This window comes from Pseudomonas fluorescens group sp. PF-69 (genome assembly GCF_054481235.1).
Genome location: NZ_JBTMNC010000001.1, coordinates 2,245,977 through 2,261,500 on the forward strand (window position 1 = coordinate 2,245,977; position 15,524 = coordinate 2,261,500).

Genomic DNA, 15,524 nt, shown 5'->3' on the forward strand with positions numbered 1-15,524 from the left:
CGCCAGGAGGAAAGGCCTTGAAAGACCTACTGAATTTGCTGAAAAACCAGGGTCAAGTCGAAGAGTTCGACGCCATCCGTATCGGATTGGCATCGCCTGAGATGATCCGTTCGTGGTCGTTCGGTGAAGTTAAAAAGCCGGAAACCATCAACTACCGTACGTTCAAACCTGAGCGTGACGGTCTGTTCTGCGCCAAAATCTTTGGCCCGGTAAAGGATTACGAGTGCCTGTGCGGTAAGTACAAGCGCTTGAAACACCGTGGTGTGATCTGCGAGAAGTGCGGCGTTGAAGTCGCGCTGGCAAAAGTTCGTCGTGAGCGCATGGCGCACATCGAACTGGCTTCGCCGGTTGCCCACATCTGGTTCCTGAAGTCGCTGCCGTCCCGTATCGGCTTGCTGATGGACATGACCCTGCGTGATATCGAGCGCGTTCTCTACTTCGAGAGCTACGTCGTTATCGATCCAGGCATGACCACCCTTGAAAAAGGTCAGCTGCTCAACGACGAGCAGTACTTCGAAGCGCTGGAAGAGTTCGGCGACGATTTCGATGCCCGCATGGGTGCCGAAGCTGTCCGCGAACTGCTGCACGCTATCGACCTGGAGCACGAGATTGGTCGCCTGCGTGAAGAAATTCCGCAAACCAACTCCGAAACCAAGATCAAGAAGCTGTCCAAGCGTCTGAAGTTGATGGAAGCCTTCCAGGGTTCCGGCAACCTGCCAGAGTGGATGGTGCTGACCGTTCTGCCGGTTCTGCCGCCAGATCTGCGTCCACTGGTCCCGCTGGATGGCGGTCGTTTCGCGACTTCCGACCTCAACGATCTGTATCGTCGAGTGATCAACCGTAACAACCGTTTGAAGCGCCTGCTGGATCTGTCCGCTCCGGACATCATCGTGCGCAACGAAAAACGTATGTTGCAGGAAGCCGTCGACGCATTGCTCGACAACGGTCGTCGTGGCCGCGCCATTACTGGTTCCAACAAGCGTCCTCTGAAATCCCTGGCTGACATGATCAAGGGTAAGCAAGGTCGTTTCCGTCAGAACTTGCTCGGTAAGCGTGTTGACTACTCGGGTCGTTCGGTAATTACCGTAGGTCCGACCCTGCGTCTGCACCAGTGCGGTCTGCCGAAGAAGATGGCTCTCGAGCTGTTCAAGCCGTTCATTTTCGGCAAGCTGGAAATGCGTGGTCTCGCGACCACCATCAAAGCCGCCAAGAAGATGGTCGAGCGCGAGCTGCCAGAGGTTTGGGACGTTCTCGCTGAAGTGATTCGCGAACACCCAGTGCTTCTCAACCGTGCGCCGACCCTTCACCGTCTGGGTATCCAGGCGTTTGAACCGGTACTGATCGAAGGCAAGGCTATCCAGCTGCACCCTCTGGTCTGCGCCGCGTACAACGCCGACTTCGACGGCGACCAAATGGCCGTGCACGTACCGCTGACACTGGAAGCCCAGTTGGAAGCGCGTGCGTTGATGATGTCGACCAACAACATTCTGTCGCCAGCCAACGGTGAGCCAATCATCGTTCCGTCGCAGGACGTTGTATTGGGTCTGTACTACATGACTCGTGAAGCGATCAACGCCAAGGGCGAAGGTCGTGTGTTCGCGGATCTGCAGGAAGTTGACCGTGTGTTCCGTGCCGGCGAAGCCGCTCTGCACGCCAAGGTCAAAGTGCGGATCAACGAAACCGTCAACGACCGTGACGGCGGCAGCGTGACCAACACCCGTATCGTCGACACCACTGTCGGCCGTGCGCTGTTGTTCCAGGTTGTGCCAAAAGGTCTGTCGTACGACGTCGTCAACCTGCCGATGAAGAAAAAGGCGATCTCCAAGCTGATCAACCAGTGCTACCGCGTGGTTGGTCTGAAAGAGACCGTGATCTTCGCTGACCAGTTGATGTACACCGGTTTTGCCTACTCGACCATTTCCGGCGTTTCCATCGGTGTTAACGACTTCGTTATCCCGGATGAAAAAGCCCGCATCATCGGTGCAGCCACCGACGAAGTGAAAGAGATCGAAAGTCAGTACGCCTCCGGCCTGGTAACCCAGGGCGAGAAGTACAACAAAGTGATCGACCTCTGGTCCAAGGCGAACGACGAAGTTTCCAAGGCGATGATGGCCAACCTCTCGAAAGAGAAAGTCATCGACCGTCATGGCGTCGAAGTCGACCAGGAATCCTTCAACTCGATGTACATGATGGCCGACTCGGGCGCACGGGGTTCTGCTGCGCAGATCCGTCAGCTCGCCGGTATGCGTGGCCTGATGGCCAAGCCGGACGGCTCCATCATCGAAACGCCGATTACTGCGAACTTCCGTGAAGGTTTGAGCGTACTCCAGTACTTCATCTCCACTCACGGTGCTCGTAAGGGGCTTGCGGATACCGCGTTGAAAACAGCTAACTCCGGTTACCTGACTCGTCGTCTGGTAGACGTAGCGCAAGATCTGGTTGTAACCGAGATCGATTGCGGCACCGAACATGGCCTGGTAATGACTCCGCACATTGAAGGCGGTGACGTTGTAGAGCCATTGGGTGAGCGCGTATTGGGTCGTGTTATCGCCCGTGACGTATTCAAGCCAGGTACCGAGGACGTCATCGTTCCTGCCGGCACCCTGGTAGACGAGAAGTGGGTCGAGTTCATCGAGCTGAACAGCATCGACGAAGTGATCGTGCGTTCGCCGATCAGTTGCGAAACCCGTTATGGCATTTGCGCCAAGTGCTACGGCCGTGACCTGGCTCGTGGTCACCAGGTGAACATCGGTGAAGCGGTTGGCGTTATCGCTGCCCAGTCCATCGGTGAGCCGGGAACCCAGCTGACGATGCGTACGTTCCACATCGGTGGTGCGGCAAGCCGGACCTCCGCAGCCGACAGCGTTCAGGTGAAGAATGGCGGTACCGTCCGTCTGCACAACCTGAAACACGTTGAGCGAGTGGATGGCCACCTGGTTGCTGTGTCCCGTTCTGGCGAGCTGGCTATCGCTGATGACTTCGGTCGTGAGCGTGAGCGTTACAAGCTGCCATACGGTGCCGTGATTTCGGTTAAAGAAGGTGACAAGGTCGACGCTGGCGCAATCGTGGCCAAGTGGGATCCGCACACTCACCCGATCGTTACCGAAATGAAAGGTACCGTGACCTACGTGGGCATGGAAGAAGGCATCACGATCAAGCGTCAGACTGACGAATTGACCGGTATGACCAACATTGAAGTACTCGACGCCAAAGATCGTCCAGCTGCCGGTAAAGACATCCGTCCAGCCGTGAAGATGGTCGATGACAACGGCAAGGATCTGTTGCTGCCAGGCACTGACGTTATCGCTCAGTACTTCCTGCCAGCCAACGCCCTGGTCGGTGTAGCGGACGGTGCGAAGATTGCGATCGGTGATGTTATCGCTCGTATTCCGCAAGAAACTTCGAAGACCCGTGACATCACCGGTGGTCTGCCGCGTGTTGCCGACTTGTTCGAAGCTCGTCGTCCGAAAGAAGCGTCGATTCTGGCTGAAGTCAGCGGCACCATCGCGTTCGGTAAAGAGACCAAAGGCAAGCGCCGTCTGGTTATCACCCCGAACGACGGTAGCGATCCGTATGAAGAGCTGATTCCGAAGTGGCGTCACCTGAACGTCTTCGAAGGCGAACAAGTGAACCGCGGCGAAGTTATCTCCGACGGCCCGAGCGATCCACACGACATCCTGCGTCTGCTGGGTGTAAGTGCGCTCGCCAAGTACATCGTTAACGAGATCCAGGACGTTTACCGTCTGCAAGGCGTGAAGATCAACGACAAGCACATCGAGACCATCCTGCGTCAGATGCTGCGTAAAGTTGAGATCGCTGAATCCGGCGATTCCAGTTTCATCAAGGGCGACCAGATGGAACTGACTCACGTACTGGTAGAGAACGAGCGCCTGAGCGCGGAAGACAAGTTTGTCTCCAAGTTCACTCGCGTTCTGCTGGGTATCACCAAGGCGTCGTTGTCCACCGAATCGTTCATCTCGGCGGCTTCCTTCCAGGAAACCACTCGCGTACTGACCGAAGCGGCGGTAACCGGCAAGCGCGATTACCTGCGCGGCCTGAAAGAAAACGTGGTCGTGGGTCGTCTGATCCCGGCTGGTACCGGTCTGGCTTATCACAGCGAGCGCAAGCGTCGCCGTGATGCAGACAAACCGTTGCGCGTAAGCGCCAGTGAAGTGGAAGCTGCACTGACCGAAGCGCTGAACTCGAGCGGTAACTGAGTTCTGCGGTAAATGAGCGTAAGGCCCTGGTCACTCCGTTCATCGAATCGAGACAAATTGTCGAGGTTGGATGAGCGGGGAGGTCGGGGCCTTGCCTTGACTGGGGACAAGATCCTCTTTAGACTCTTGTACCCCTAAATTTGGCGGGAACTCGTTCCTGCCATTTTGCTTTTCTTGCAAGACAATAGCGTCGCAAGACAACAGTGGAGCTAGTAGATGGCAACTATCAACCAGCTGGTACGTCAGCCGCGTAAGCGTATCGTCGAGAAATCCGACGTGCCTGCGCTGCAGAACTGCCCGCAACGTCGTGGCGTGTGCACCCGTGTGTACACCACTACGCCGAAAAAACCTAACTCGGCACTGCGTAAAGTATGCCGTGTGCGTCTGACCAACGGTTTCGAGGTTTCCTCGTACATCGGCGGTGAAGGCCACAACCTGCAAGAGCACAGCGTGGTACTGATCCGCGGCGGTCGTGTAAAAGACTTGCCAGGTGTTCGTTACCACACCGTACGCGGTTCTTTGGATACTTCCGGCGTTAAAGGTCGTAACCAGGGTCGTTCGAAGTACGGTACCAAGCGTCCGAAGTAGTAGTCGCTTGCTGCAAAAAACTGATTTCTATTTTTCTGAGTCGATAAGAGTAAGGTCGGAGGCGTCCCGTCAAGGGCACCGATTCCGAGCGAACCTGAAGACCGTTTGAGGGCTTATCCATGCCAAGAAGACGCGTAGCAGCCAAGCGCGAAGTGCTTGACGATCCAAAATACGGAAGCCAAATCCTGGCCAAGTTCATGAACCACGTGATGGAAAGCGGTAAGAAAGCCGTTGCCGAGCGTATCGTTTATGGCGCGCTGGAAAAGGTTAAAGAACGCAAGAACAGCGACCCCCTGGAAATCTTCGAGAAAGCTCTCGACGCCATCGCTCCGCTGGTCGAAGTAAAGTCGCGCCGTGTAGGCGGTGCCACTTACCAGGTTCCGGTTGAAGTTCGTCCGTCCCGTCGTAACGCTCTGGCAATGCGCTGGTTGGTAGACTTCGCCCGTAAGCGCGGCGAGAAGTCTATGGCTCTGCGTTTGGCTGGCGAACTGCTGGACGCTGCCGAAGGTAAAGGTGCTGCAGTTAAGAAGCGTGAAGACGTGCACCGTATGGCTGAAGCTAACAAAGCTTTCTCGCACTACCGCTTCTAATTTTAGCGTCACTAATTTTGCGAGGGCTTTATGGCTCGTACTACACCGATTAATCGCTACCGTAACATTGGTATCGTTGCTCACGTGGATGCTGGTAAAACCACCACCACCGAGCGCGTCCTTTTTTACACTGGCAAAAGTCACAAGATGGGCGAGGTGCATGACGGCGCCGCGACCACAGACTGGATGGTGCAGGAGCAGGAGCGTGGTATTACCATTACTTCTGCTGCTATTACCGCCTTCTGGCAGGGTTCTGCTAAGCAGCACAAAGACCAATACCGCTTCAACGTCATTGACACCCCGGGTCACGTAGACTTCACCATTGAAGTTGAACGTTCCCTGCGTGTACTCGACGGCGCGGTCGTTGTGTTCTGTGGTACTTCCGGCGTTGAGCCTCAGTCCGAAACCGTATGGCGTCAAGCCAACAAGTACGGTGTTCCACGTATCGTTTACGTGAACAAGATGGACCGTGCCGGTGCGAACTTCCTGCGCGTGATCGCTCAGATCAAGCAGCGTCTGGGTCACACTCCGGTGCCGATCCAGTTGGCTATCGGTTCCGAAGACAACTTCCAGGGTCAGATCGATCTGATGACCATGGAAGCGGTTTACTGGAACGATGCTGACAAGGGCATGACTCCACGTCGCGAAGCTATCCCTGCTGAACTGCAGGAGCTGGCTGAAGAGTGGCGCAGCAACATGGTTGAGGCTGCGGCCGAAGCCAGCGAAGAGCTGATGAACAAGTACCTCGAAGGCGAAGAGCTCTCCATCGAGGAAATCAAGGCCGCTCTGCGTCAGCGTACCATCGCTGGTGAGATCGTTCTGGCTGTTTGCGGTTCTTCCTTCAAGAACAAGGGCGTTCCCCTGGTTCTCGACGCCGTTATCGACTACCTGCCTGCGCCAACTGACATTCCTGCCATCAAGGGTACTGACCCGGATGACGAGGAAAAGCAGATGGAGCGTCATGCAGACGACAACGAGCCGTTCTCGGCTCTGGCGTTCAAAATCGCTACCGACCCATTCGTGGGTACCTTGACCTTTGTCCGTGTTTACTCGGGCGTGTTGGCCTCCGGCGACGGCGTGATCAACTCGGTTAAAGGCAAGAAAGAGCGTGTGGGTCGTATGGTGCAAATGCACGCAAACGCTCGCGAAGAAATCAAGGAAGTACGCGCTGGTGACATCGCGGCCTTGATCGGCATGAAGGACGTCACCACCGGTGAAACTTTGTGCAACGCTGACAAGCCAATCATCCTGGTTCGTATGGACTTCCCGGAGCCGGTTATTTCGGTTGCCGTTGAGCCTAAAACCAAGGATGACCAGGAAAAAATGGGTATCGCTCTGGGCAAGCTTGCTCAGGAAGACCCGTCTTTCCGCGTCAAAACTGATGAAGAGACTGGTCAGACGATCATCTCTGGCATGGGCGAGCTGCACCTGGACATCCTGGTTGACCGGATGCGCCGTGAGTTCAACGTCGAAGCCAACATCGGTAAGCCTCAGGTTTCCTATCGTGAGCGCATCACGAAGAGCTGCGAAATCGAAGGCAAGTTCGTTCGTCAGTCCGGCGGTCGTGGCCAGTTCGGTCATTGCTGGATCCGTTTTGCACCTGCTGACGAAGGTCAGGAAGGTCTGCAATTCCTGAACGAAGTAGTGGGTGGTGTGGTTCCTAAGGAATACATCCCGGCTATCCAGAAGGGTATCGAAGAGCAGATGAAGAACGGTGTTGTTGCCGGCTATCCGCTGATCGGCCTGAAGGCTACCGTGTTTGATGGTTCTTACCACGACGTCGACTCGAACGAGATGGCGTTTAAGGTGGCTGCTTCCATGGCGACCAAGCAACTGGCCCAGAAGGGTGGTGGTGAGTTGCTCGAGCCGATCATGGCGGTAGAGGTTGTTACGCCTGAAGACTATATGGGTGACGTGATGGGCGACCTTAACCGTCGTCGCGGCATGATTCTGGGTATGGAAGATACGGTTTCCGGTAAGGTTATCCGTGCTGAAGTTCCGTTGGGCGAGATGTTCGGTTATGCGACTGACGTTCGTTCGATGTCCCAGGGTCGCGCAAGCTACTCTATGGAATTCAAAAAATACAATACGGCTCCGTCGCACATCGTCGAAACCGTTACCAAAAAACAAGGCTGATTCAGTCCTTTAGGCAAGGAGTTAATTGTCGTGGCTAAAGAAAAATTTGATCGTTCCCTACCGCACGTAAACGTTGGCACCATCGGCCACGTTGACCACGGTAAAACCACTCTGACCGCTGCTCTGACTCGCGTCTGCTCCGAAGTTTTCGGTTCGGCTCGTGTTGACTTCGACAAGATCGACAGCGCACCAGAAGAAAAAGCTCGTGGTATCACCATCAACACCGCGCACGTAGAGTACAACTCGAGCATTCGTCACTACGCTCACGTTGACTGCCCAGGTCACGCTGACTATGTGAAGAACATGATCACTGGTGCTGCCCAGATGGACGGCGCGATCCTGGTTTGCTCGGCCGCTGATGGTCCGATGCCGCAAACTCGTGAGCACATCCTGCTGTCCCGTCAGGTAGGCGTTCCGTACATCGTGGTTTTCCTGAACAAGGCTGACCTGGTAGACGACGCTGAGCTGCTGGAACTGGTTGAGATGGAAGTTCGCGACCTGCTGTCCACCTACGACTTCCCTGGCGACGACACTCCGATCATCATCGGTTCGGCTCGTATGGCTCTGGAAGGTCTGGACGACAACGAGATGGGCACCACTGCCGTTAAGCGCCTCGTAGAGACTCTGGACAGCTACATCCCAGAACCAGAGCGTGCTATCGACAAGCCATTCCTGATGCCAATCGAAGACGTATTCTCGATCTCGGGTCGTGGTACTGTTGTGACTGGTCGTATCGAGCGCGGTATCGTTCGCGTTCAAGATGCACTGGAAATCGTTGGTCTGCGTGACACCACCACCACCACCTGCACCGGTGTTGAGATGTTCCGCAAGCTGCTCGACGAAGGTCGTGCTGGCGAGAACTGCGGCGTTCTGCTGCGTGGTACCAAGCGTGACGACGTTGAGCGTGGTCAGGTTCTGGTTAAGCCAGGTTCGGTTAAGCCGCACACCAAGTTCACCGCAGAAGTTTACGTTCTGAGCAAAGAAGAAGGCGGTCGTCACACTCCGTTCTTCAAAGGCTACCGTCCACAGTTCTACTTCCGTACTACTGACGTGACTGGTAACTGCGAGCTGCCAGAAGGCGTTGAAATGGTAATGCCAGGCGATAACATTCAAATGACTGTTACCCTGATCAAAACCATCGCAATGGAAGACGGTCTGCGCTTCGCTATCCGTGAAGGCGGCCGTACCGTTGGTGCTGGCGTTGTAGCTAAAATCATCGAGTAAGCTCCTTTTGAGTTAGCTTTGATGCTTTGAAAAGGCCCCCGCTCAGCGGGGGCTTTTTTTATTGGGTTGACACCTATCGGGGGCGTCTATAGAATTGCGCCTCCTTTTAACGGGCGTATTGCGCCCGGTGGGAATAGCAGCCGGAGTCTGAAATCCAATGCAAAATCAGCAAATCCGTATCAGGTTGAAGGCTTTCGACCATCGCCTGATCGACCAATCCACCCAGGAAATCGTGGAAACCGCGAAACGTACTGGTGCTCAAGTGCGTGGTCCAATTCCACTGCCTACCCGTAAAGAGCGGTTCACCGTTCTGGTCTCCCCGCACGTCAACAAAGACGCGCGTGACCAGTACGAGATCCGTACTCATAAGCGCGTTCTGGACATCGTCCAGCCAACGGATAAAACCGTTGATGCACTTATGAAGCTTGATCTTGCGGCCGGTGTGGAAGTGCAGATCAGCCTCGGCTAAGACTCGGTCTTAGTCGTGTAACGCTCTGAAATGGGCGGCCATAGCGGGTGAAAGCCCCGTACACTCATGAGGTTTACAACATGACTATTGGTGTAGTCGGTCGTAAATGCGGTATGACCCGTATTTTCACCGAAGAAGGTGTCTCCATTCCGGTCACGGTCATTGAGATCGAACCGAATCGCGTCACCCAGTTCAAAACTGAAGAGACCGATGGCTATCGTGCAGTGCAAGTCACTGTCGGCGAGCGTCGTGCTTCGCGTGTAACAGCAGCTCAGGCTGGCCACTTCGCTAAAGCGAACGTTGCCGCTGGTCGTACCGTAATGGAATTCCGTCTTGAAGAAGGCGAGTACCAGGCCGGCGATCTGATCAACGCTGAAATCTTCGCCGCTGGTCAACTGGTTGATGTAACCGGTCAGTCCAAGGGTAAAGGCTTCCAGGGTACGATCAAGCGTTGGAACTTCCGCGGGCAAGATAACACCCACGGTAACTCCGTATCCCACCGCGTTCCAGGCTCTATCGGCCAGTGCCAGACTCCTGGTCGTGTATTCAAGGGCAAAAAAATGTCCGGTCATATGGGCGCTGAGCGCGTGACCGTGCAGTCCCTCGAAGTAGTGCGCGTGGACGCTGAACGCAATCTGTTGTTGGTCAAGGGCGCTGTTCCTGGCGCTACTGGCGGCAACTTGGTTGTACGTCCAGCAGCCAAGGCTCGCGGTTAAGGGGAAGCTGACATGCAATTAAATGTAAATGACGCTCAAGCGATCGAAGTTTCCGAACTGACATTTGGCGGCGAATTCAACGAGACGCTGGTTCACCAAGCAGTCGTGGCCTACATGGCTGGCGGCCGTCAAGGTAGCAAGCAGCAAAAGACCCGTTCCGACGTTTCTGGTGGCGGTAAGCGCCCATGGCGTCAGAAAGGTACTGGCCGTGCTCGTGCCGGTACTATCCGTAGCCCAATCTGGCGTGGCGGCGGTACCACTTTCGCAGCTCGTCCTCAGGATCACTCCCAGAAGCTGAACAAGAAGATGTATCGCGCAGCAATGCGTTCCATCCTTGCTGAGCTGGTGCGTACTGATCGTCTGGTCGTGGTTCAGGATTTCGCTGTTGAAACGCCGAAAACCAAAGACCTGCTGGGCAAGCTGAACAACATGAGCCTGACCGATGTTTTGATCGTGTCGGACGCTGTTGATCAGAACCTGTACCTGGCTGCTCGTAACCTGCCGCACGTAGATGTACGTGACGTGCAAGGTTCCGATCCAGTTAGTCTGATCGCATACGACAAGGTGTTGATCACCGTGTCGGCCGTGAAGAAATTCGAGGAGCTGCTGGGATGAACCAGGAACGCGTATTTAAAGTTCTGCTTGGCCCGCACGTTTCCGAGAAGGCTACGGTTCTGGCAGACAAGAAAGGCCAGTTCGTTTTCAAGGTTGCTACTGATGCAACCAAGCTGGAAATCAAGAAGGCCGTCGAAAGCCTGTTCAGCGTGAAAGTAGAGCGTGTTACTACCCTGAATGTTCTGGGTAAGAGCAAGCGCACTGCTCGCGGTCTGGGCAAGCGTAATGACTGGAAGAAGGCAGTTATCTCCCTTCAGCCAGGCCAAGATCTCGATTTCAGCAGCAGTGCTGAGTAAGGAAGGGGTGCATCATGGCAATCGTTAAATGCAAACCGACTTCCCCTGGCCGCCGTTTTGTGGTCAAGGTGGTCAACCAGGAGCTGCATAAAGGCGCTCCTCACGCACCGCTGCTCGAGAAGAAGTCGAAGTCTGGTGGTCGTAACAACAATGGCCGTATTACCACTCGTCACATCGGTGGTGGTCATAAGCAGCATTATCGTCTGGTCGACTTCCGTCGCAACGACAAAGATGGCATCGCTGCCACTGTCGAGCGTATCGAATACGATCCAAACCGTACTGCTCACATCGCTCTGCTGCTGTACGCAGATGGCGAGCGTCGCTACATCATCGCCCCTAAAGGCGTGAGCGCTGGCGACCAGCTGATCGCAGGTGCTCTGGCACCGATCAAGCCGGGCAACGCTCTGCAACTGCGTAACATTCCAGTTGGTAGCACCGTACACGGCATCGAATTGAAGCCAGGTAAAGGCGCACAGATCGCTCGTTCCGCTGGTGCTTCGGCTCAGCTGATCGCTCGTGAAGGTGTCTACGTGACCCTGCGTCTGCGTTCTGGTGAGATGCGTAAAGTGCTGGCTGAATGCCGCGCGACCCTGGGTGAAGTCTCGAACTCCGAGCACAGCCTGCGTTCGCTGGGTAAAGCTGGTGCCAAACGCTGGCGTGGCGTTCGCCCAACCGTTCGTGGTGTTGCCATGAACCCGGTTGACCACCCACATGGTGGTGGTGAAGGTCGTACCTCTGGTGGTCGTCATCCGGTATCGCCATGGGGCTTCCCGACTAAGGGCGCGAAGACTCGTGGTAATAAGCGTACCGACAAAATGATCGTCCGTCGTCGCAAGTAAATAGAGGGATACGACAGTGCCACGTTCTCTGAAAAAAGGTCCTTTTATCGATCTTCACCTACTGAAGAAGATCGAAGTGGCGGCGGAAAAGAACGATCGCAAACCAGTTAAAACCTGGTCGCGTCGTTCGATGATCCTGCCACAAATGGTCGGTCTGACCATCGCAGTACACAACGGTCGTCAACACGTCCCAGTTCTCGTTAACGAAGACATGGTCGGCCACAAACTGGGCGAGTTCGCCGGTACCCGCACTTATCGTGGGCACGTGGCAGACAAGAAAGCCAAGCGTTAAGGGGTTAGGAAATGGAAGTAGCCGCTAAGTTGTCGGGCGCTCGAATCTCCGCCCAGAAAGCCCGCTTGGTCGCCGACCAGATCCGCGGGAAGAAGGTGGGCGAAGCGCTCAACCTGTTGGCTTTCAGCAGTAAGAAAGCCGCCGAGATCATGAAGAAAGTGCTGGAGTCGGCCGTAGCCAACGCCGAGCATAACGAAGGCGCAGACGTTGATGACCTGAAAGTCAGCACCGTTTTCGTTAACGAAGGGCGTTCGCTGAAGCGCATCATGCCACGTGCCAAAGGCCGTGCTGATCGCATCGTCAAGCGGTCTTGCCATATCACTGTCAAGGTTGCTGACAAGTAACGGAGTCGAAGAGATGGGTCAGAAAGTACATCCCATTGGCATTCGCCTGGGAATCGTCAAGGAGCACACCTCCGTCTGGTACGCAGACGGTCGGACTTATGCGGACTACTTGTTCGCTGATCTGAAGGTGCGTGAGTATCTCCAAGACAAACTAAAAAGCGCGTCCGTAAGCCGTATCGATATCCATCGTCCGGCCCAAACTGCACGTATCACCATTCACACCGCTCGCCCAGGTATCGTTATCGGGAAGAAAGGTGAAGATGTTGAGAAACTGCGTCAGGACCTGACCAAGCAAATGGGTGTGCCTGTGCACATCAATATCGAAGAGATCCGCAAGCCGGAGCTCGACGGTATGCTGGTTGCGCAGAGCGTAGCTCAGCAGCTGGAGCGTCGCGTCATGTTCCGTCGCGCTATGAAGCGCGCTGTACAGAACGCAATGCGCATTGGTGCCAAGGGCATCAAAATCCAAGTGAGCGGTCGTCTCGGCGGTGCTGAAATCGCACGTACTGAATGGTATCGCGAAGGTCGTGTGCCACTGCACACCCTGCGTGCCGACATCGACTATGCCAACTACGAAGCTCACACCACCTACGGTGTGATCGGTGTAAAGGTTTGGATCTTCAAAGGCGAAGTAATTGGTGGTCGCCAAGAAGAACTGAAACCACAAGCACCAGCGCCTCGTAAAAAAGCTGCTAAGTAAGGGGTACGCCAAATGTTGCAACCAAAGCGTACGAAGTTCCGCAAGCAAATGACTGGTCACAACCGTGGCCTGGCATTGCGCGGTAGCAAAGTCAGCTTCGGCGAGTTCGCGCTGAAGTCTGTTGCTCGTGGTCGTCTCACCGCTCGTCAGATCGAGTCAGCGCGTCGTGCTCTGACCCGTCACGTAAAACGTGGCGGCAAGATCTGGATCCGTGTATTCCCGGACAAGCCTATTTCCAAAAAACCACTCGAAGTTCGGATGGGTAAAGGTAAGGGTAACGTCGAATACTGGGTTGCCCAGATTCAGCCAGGCAAAGTCCTGTATGAAATCGAGGGTGTTTCTGAAGAGCTGGCGCGTGAGGCTTTCGCCCTGGCTGCTGCAAAGCTGCCGCTCGCCACCTCCTTTGTTAAACGGACGGTGATGTGATGAAAGCGAATGAACTTCGTGAAAAATCCGCACAGCAGCTGAACGAGCAACTGCTCGGCTTGCTGCGCGACCAGTTCAATCTGCGTATGCAGAAAGCAACTGGCCAGTTGGGGCAGTCTCATCTGCTCTCGCAAGTTAAGCGTGACATCGCTCGCGTGAAGACTGTGCTCAACCAGCAGGCAGGTAAGTAATCATGGCTGAAGCCGAAAAAACTGTCCGTACGCTGACTGGCCGTGTTGTCAGCGACAAGATGGACAAAACCATCACCGTTCTGATCGAGCGTCGCGTAAAGCACCCGATCTACGGTAAATACGTTAAGCGTTCGACTAAGCTGCACGCGCACGACGAAACCAATCAGTGCCACATCGGCGACAAAGTCACTATTCGTGAAACTCGTCCTTTGGCCAAGACCAAGTCTTGGGCGCTGGTTGATGTTCTCGAACGCGCTGTGGAAGTCTAAGGACTAGGGGTCGGAGAAATTATATGATTCAGACTCAATCCATGCTCGATGTGGCCGATAACAGCGGCGCTCGCCGCGTTATGTGCATCAAGGTGCTGGGTGGCTCCCATCGTCGTTACGCTGGTATCGGTGACATCATCAAAGTTACCGTGAAGGAAGCAATTCCTCGCGGTAAGGTGAAAAAAGGCCAAGTGATGACTGCTGTTGTAGTCCGCACTCGTCACGGCGTACGTCGTGCTGATGGCTCCATTATCCGCTTTGATGGCAACGCTGCTGTTCTTCTGAACAACAAGCAAGAGCCAATCGGCACCCGTATCTTTGGGCCAGTGACCCGTGAACTTCGTACTGAGAAGTTCATGAAGATCGTCTCGCTCGCCCCAGAAGTGCTGTAAGGAGATCCGACATGCAAAAGATTCGTCGTGACGACGAGATCATCGTGATCGCCGGCAAAGACAAAGGTAAGCGCGGTAAGGTGCTGAAGGTTCTTGCTGACAACCGTCTGGTTGTTGGTGGTCTGAACCTGGTCAAGCGTCATACCAAGCCTAACCCGATGTCGGGCGTACAGGGCGGTATCGTCGAGAAAGAAGCGCCACTGCACGCTTCCAACGTCGCCATCTTCAACGGCGAAACCAACAAGGCTGACCGCGTTGGTTTCAAAGTAGAAGACGGTAAGAAAATTCGTGTCTTCAAGTCGACCCAAAAAGCGGTTGATGCTTGAACACTGCTAGGTAGAAGACCATGGCACGACTAAAAGAGATTTACCGGAAGGAAATCGCTCCGAAACTTAAGGAAGAACTTAAGCTTTCGAACGTGATGGAAGTTCCGCGCGTTACCAAAATCACCCTGAACATGGGTCTGGGCGAAGCGATCGGCGACAAAAAAGTCATCGAGCACGCTGTTGCTGACCTGGAAAAGATCACCGGCCAGAAAGTCGTTGTGACCTACGCTCGCAAATCCATCGCTGGCTTTAAAGTCCGTGAAGGTTGGCCGATCGGCGTCAAAGTGACCCTGCGCCGTGAGCGTATGTACGAGTTCCTGGATCGTCTGCTGTCGATCTCCCTGCCTCGGGTTCGCGACTTCCGCGGCCTGAATGCCAAGTCCTTCGATGGTCGTGGCAACTACAGCATGGGCGTGAAAGAGCAGATCATCTTCCCGGAAATCGACTACGACAAGATCGATGCTCTCCGCGGTCTGGACATCACCCTGACCACCACTGCCAAGAACGATGATGAAGGCCGCGCTCTGCTGCGTGCGTTCAAATTCCCGTTCCGCAACTGATTGGAGTAGGACCATGGCCAAGATGAGCATGAAAAACCGCGAGCTGAAGCGTCAGCTCACGGTTGCCAAGTACGCCAAGAAGCGTGCAGCACTGAAAGCTATCATCGTTGATCTGAACGCAAGTCCAGAAGCGCGTTGGGAAGCTACAGTGGCCTTGCAGAAGCAGCCACGTGACGCAAGCGCTTCGCGCATGCGTAACCGCTGCCGCCTGACCGGTCGTCCACACGGCGTTTACCGCAAGTTCGGCCTCGGCCGTAACAAACTGCGTGAAGCGGCAATGCGTGGTGACGTACCAGGTCTGGTTAAAGCTAGCTGGTAAGTACTGTCAAAGTCT

At 55.0% G+C, this 15,524-nt stretch carries 20 protein-coding genes; all 20 read left to right on the forward strand.

Annotated features, from left to right (window positions below):
• Positions 1-17 precede the first annotated feature (17 nt).
• The 20 genes from rpoC (at position 18) to rpsN (ending at position 15,509) form a co-directional block, all read left to right on the forward strand.
• Positions 18-4,217 carry a DNA-directed RNA polymerase subunit beta' gene (gene rpoC, locus ACX3YF_RS10305; RefSeq protein WP_047534044.1) on the forward strand — a complete coding sequence of 1,400 codons (4,200 nt, stop codon included), beginning with the start codon at positions 18-20 and terminating at the stop codon, positions 4,215-4,217.
• 216 nt (positions 4,218-4,433) lie between these two features.
• Entirely contained in the window at positions 4,434-4,805 is a 372-nt protein-coding gene (gene rpsL / locus ACX3YF_RS10310; protein WP_003186084.1) for a 30S ribosomal protein S12, read from the forward strand.
• 119 nt (positions 4,806-4,924) lie between these two features.
• Positions 4,925-5,395 carry a 30S ribosomal protein S7 gene (rpsG, locus tag ACX3YF_RS10315; protein WP_002555493.1) on the forward strand — a complete coding sequence of 157 codons (471 nt, stop codon included), beginning with the start codon at positions 4,925-4,927 and terminating at the stop codon, positions 5,393-5,395.
• 30 nt (positions 5,396-5,425) lie between these two features.
• Positions 5,426-7,531, forward strand: coding sequence for an elongation factor G (gene fusA, locus ACX3YF_RS10320; protein WP_046815908.1), 2,106 nt, complete (start codon positions 5,426-5,428; stop codon positions 7,529-7,531).
• A gap of 30 nt (positions 7,532-7,561) precedes the next feature.
• Positions 7,562-8,755: an elongation factor Tu gene (tuf, locus tag ACX3YF_RS10325; RefSeq protein ID WP_130211430.1), complete on the forward strand. Its 1,194-nt coding sequence runs from the start codon at positions 7,562-7,564 to the stop codon at positions 8,753-8,755.
• 157 nt (positions 8,756-8,912) lie between these two features.
• Complete coding sequence (gene rpsJ, locus ACX3YF_RS10330; RefSeq protein ID WP_003186070.1) at positions 8,913-9,224, forward strand: 30S ribosomal protein S10; 312 nt, start codon at positions 8,913-8,915, stop codon at positions 9,222-9,224.
• A gap of 80 nt (positions 9,225-9,304) precedes the next feature.
• Positions 9,305-9,940 carry a 50S ribosomal protein L3 gene (gene rplC, locus ACX3YF_RS10335; RefSeq protein ID WP_003186059.1) on the forward strand — a complete coding sequence of 212 codons (636 nt, stop codon included), beginning with the start codon at positions 9,305-9,307 and terminating at the stop codon, positions 9,938-9,940.
• A 12-nt stretch (positions 9,941-9,952) separates the two neighbouring features.
• Complete coding sequence (gene rplD / locus ACX3YF_RS10340; protein ID WP_007924200.1) at positions 9,953-10,555, forward strand: 50S ribosomal protein L4; 603 nt, start codon at positions 9,953-9,955, stop codon at positions 10,553-10,555.
• Positions 10,552-10,851, forward strand: coding sequence for a 50S ribosomal protein L23 (gene rplW / locus ACX3YF_RS10345; RefSeq protein ID WP_002555488.1), 300 nt, complete (start codon positions 10,552-10,554; stop codon positions 10,849-10,851). The genes rplD and rplW overlap by 4 nt, the downstream gene beginning before the upstream one ends.
• A 14-nt stretch (positions 10,852-10,865) precedes the next feature.
• Positions 10,866-11,690 (forward strand): 50S ribosomal protein L2, encoded by an 825-nt coding sequence (gene rplB, locus ACX3YF_RS10350; RefSeq protein WP_003186055.1) that lies wholly within the window; start codon positions 10,866-10,868, stop codon positions 11,688-11,690.
• A gap of 16 nt (positions 11,691-11,706) precedes the next feature.
• Positions 11,707-11,982, forward strand: a complete 276-nt coding sequence (gene rpsS, locus ACX3YF_RS10355; RefSeq protein WP_002555486.1) for a 30S ribosomal protein S19 — start codon at positions 11,707-11,709, stop codon at positions 11,980-11,982.
• 11 nt (positions 11,983-11,993) lie between these two features.
• Positions 11,994-12,326: a 50S ribosomal protein L22 gene (gene rplV / locus ACX3YF_RS10360; RefSeq protein ID WP_003103908.1), complete on the forward strand. Its 333-nt coding sequence runs from the start codon at positions 11,994-11,996 to the stop codon at positions 12,324-12,326.
• 13 nt (positions 12,327-12,339) lie between these two features.
• Positions 12,340-13,026: a 30S ribosomal protein S3 gene (gene rpsC, locus ACX3YF_RS10365; protein WP_003176422.1), complete on the forward strand. Its 687-nt coding sequence runs from the start codon at positions 12,340-12,342 to the stop codon at positions 13,024-13,026.
• A gap of 12 nt (positions 13,027-13,038) precedes the next feature.
• Entirely contained in the window at positions 13,039-13,452 is a 414-nt protein-coding gene (rplP, locus tag ACX3YF_RS10370) for a 50S ribosomal protein L16 (protein WP_003228729.1), read from the forward strand.
• Positions 13,452-13,643 carry a 50S ribosomal protein L29 gene (gene rpmC / locus ACX3YF_RS10375; protein WP_002555481.1) on the forward strand — a complete coding sequence of 64 codons (192 nt, stop codon included), beginning with the start codon at positions 13,452-13,454 and terminating at the stop codon, positions 13,641-13,643. The genes rplP and rpmC overlap by 1 nt, the downstream gene beginning before the upstream one ends.
• Before the next feature lie 2 nt (positions 13,644-13,645).
• Positions 13,646-13,912: a 30S ribosomal protein S17 gene (gene rpsQ / locus ACX3YF_RS10380; protein ID WP_003176419.1), complete on the forward strand. Its 267-nt coding sequence runs from the start codon at positions 13,646-13,648 to the stop codon at positions 13,910-13,912.
• Positions 13,913-13,935: 23 nt separating this feature from the next.
• Positions 13,936-14,304 carry a 50S ribosomal protein L14 gene (gene rplN / locus ACX3YF_RS10385; RefSeq protein WP_002555479.1) on the forward strand — a complete coding sequence of 123 codons (369 nt, stop codon included), beginning with the start codon at positions 13,936-13,938 and terminating at the stop codon, positions 14,302-14,304.
• 11 nt (positions 14,305-14,315) lie between these two features.
• The gene (rplX, locus tag ACX3YF_RS10390) at positions 14,316-14,630 is read left to right on the forward strand and encodes a 50S ribosomal protein L24 (RefSeq protein ID WP_003186046.1); all 315 of its coding nucleotides are present in this window, start codon (positions 14,316-14,318) and stop codon (positions 14,628-14,630) included.
• Between the two features lie 20 nt (positions 14,631-14,650).
• Complete coding sequence (rplE, locus tag ACX3YF_RS10395; RefSeq protein ID WP_003210069.1) at positions 14,651-15,190, forward strand: 50S ribosomal protein L5; 540 nt, start codon at positions 14,651-14,653, stop codon at positions 15,188-15,190.
• Between the two features lie 13 nt (positions 15,191-15,203).
• The gene (gene rpsN, locus ACX3YF_RS10400) at positions 15,204-15,509 is read left to right on the forward strand and encodes a 30S ribosomal protein S14 (RefSeq protein ID WP_003176414.1); all 306 of its coding nucleotides are present in this window, start codon (positions 15,204-15,206) and stop codon (positions 15,507-15,509) included.
• Positions 15,510-15,524 lie beyond the last annotated feature (15 nt).

Bases quoted from the DNA above. Each gene is read 5' to 3' on its own strand.
- rplB (WP_003186055.1), top strand. From the start codon at position 10,866: ATGGCAATCGTTAAATGCAAACCGACTTCCCCTGGCCGCCGTTTTGTG.
- rpsJ (WP_003186070.1), top strand. From the start codon at position 8,913: ATGCAAAATCAGCAAATCCGTATCAGGTTGAAGGCTTTCGACCATCGC.
- rplE (WP_003210069.1), top strand. From the start codon at position 14,651: ATGGCACGACTAAAAGAGATTTACCGGAAGGAAATCGCTCCGAAACTT.
- rpsL (WP_003186084.1), top strand. From the start codon at position 4,434: ATGGCAACTATCAACCAGCTGGTACGTCAGCCGCGTAAGCGTATCGTC.
- rplW (WP_002555488.1), top strand. From the start codon at position 10,552: ATGAACCAGGAACGCGTATTTAAAGTTCTGCTTGGCCCGCACGTTTCC.
- rplP (WP_003228729.1), top strand. From the start codon at position 13,039: ATGTTGCAACCAAAGCGTACGAAGTTCCGCAAGCAAATGACTGGTCAC.
- rplN (WP_002555479.1), top strand. From the start codon at position 13,936: ATGATTCAGACTCAATCCATGCTCGATGTGGCCGATAACAGCGGCGCT.
- rpsC (WP_003176422.1), top strand. From the start codon at position 12,340: ATGGGTCAGAAAGTACATCCCATTGGCATTCGCCTGGGAATCGTCAAG.
- rpsQ (WP_003176419.1), top strand. From the start codon at position 13,646: ATGGCTGAAGCCGAAAAAACTGTCCGTACGCTGACTGGCCGTGTTGTC.
- rpsG (WP_002555493.1), top strand. From the start codon at position 4,925: ATGCCAAGAAGACGCGTAGCAGCCAAGCGCGAAGTGCTTGACGATCCA.
- rplX (WP_003186046.1), top strand. From the start codon at position 14,316: ATGCAAAAGATTCGTCGTGACGACGAGATCATCGTGATCGCCGGCAAA.
- fusA (WP_046815908.1), top strand. From the start codon at position 5,426: ATGGCTCGTACTACACCGATTAATCGCTACCGTAACATTGGTATCGTT.
- rplC (WP_003186059.1), top strand. From the start codon at position 9,305: ATGACTATTGGTGTAGTCGGTCGTAAATGCGGTATGACCCGTATTTTC.
- rpmC (WP_002555481.1), top strand. From the start codon at position 13,452: ATGAAAGCGAATGAACTTCGTGAAAAATCCGCACAGCAGCTGAACGAG.
- rpsN (WP_003176414.1), top strand. From the start codon at position 15,204: ATGGCCAAGATGAGCATGAAAAACCGCGAGCTGAAGCGTCAGCTCACG.
- rplD (WP_007924200.1), top strand. From the start codon at position 9,953: ATGCAATTAAATGTAAATGACGCTCAAGCGATCGAAGTTTCCGAACTG.
- rplV (WP_003103908.1), top strand. From the start codon at position 11,994: ATGGAAGTAGCCGCTAAGTTGTCGGGCGCTCGAATCTCCGCCCAGAAA.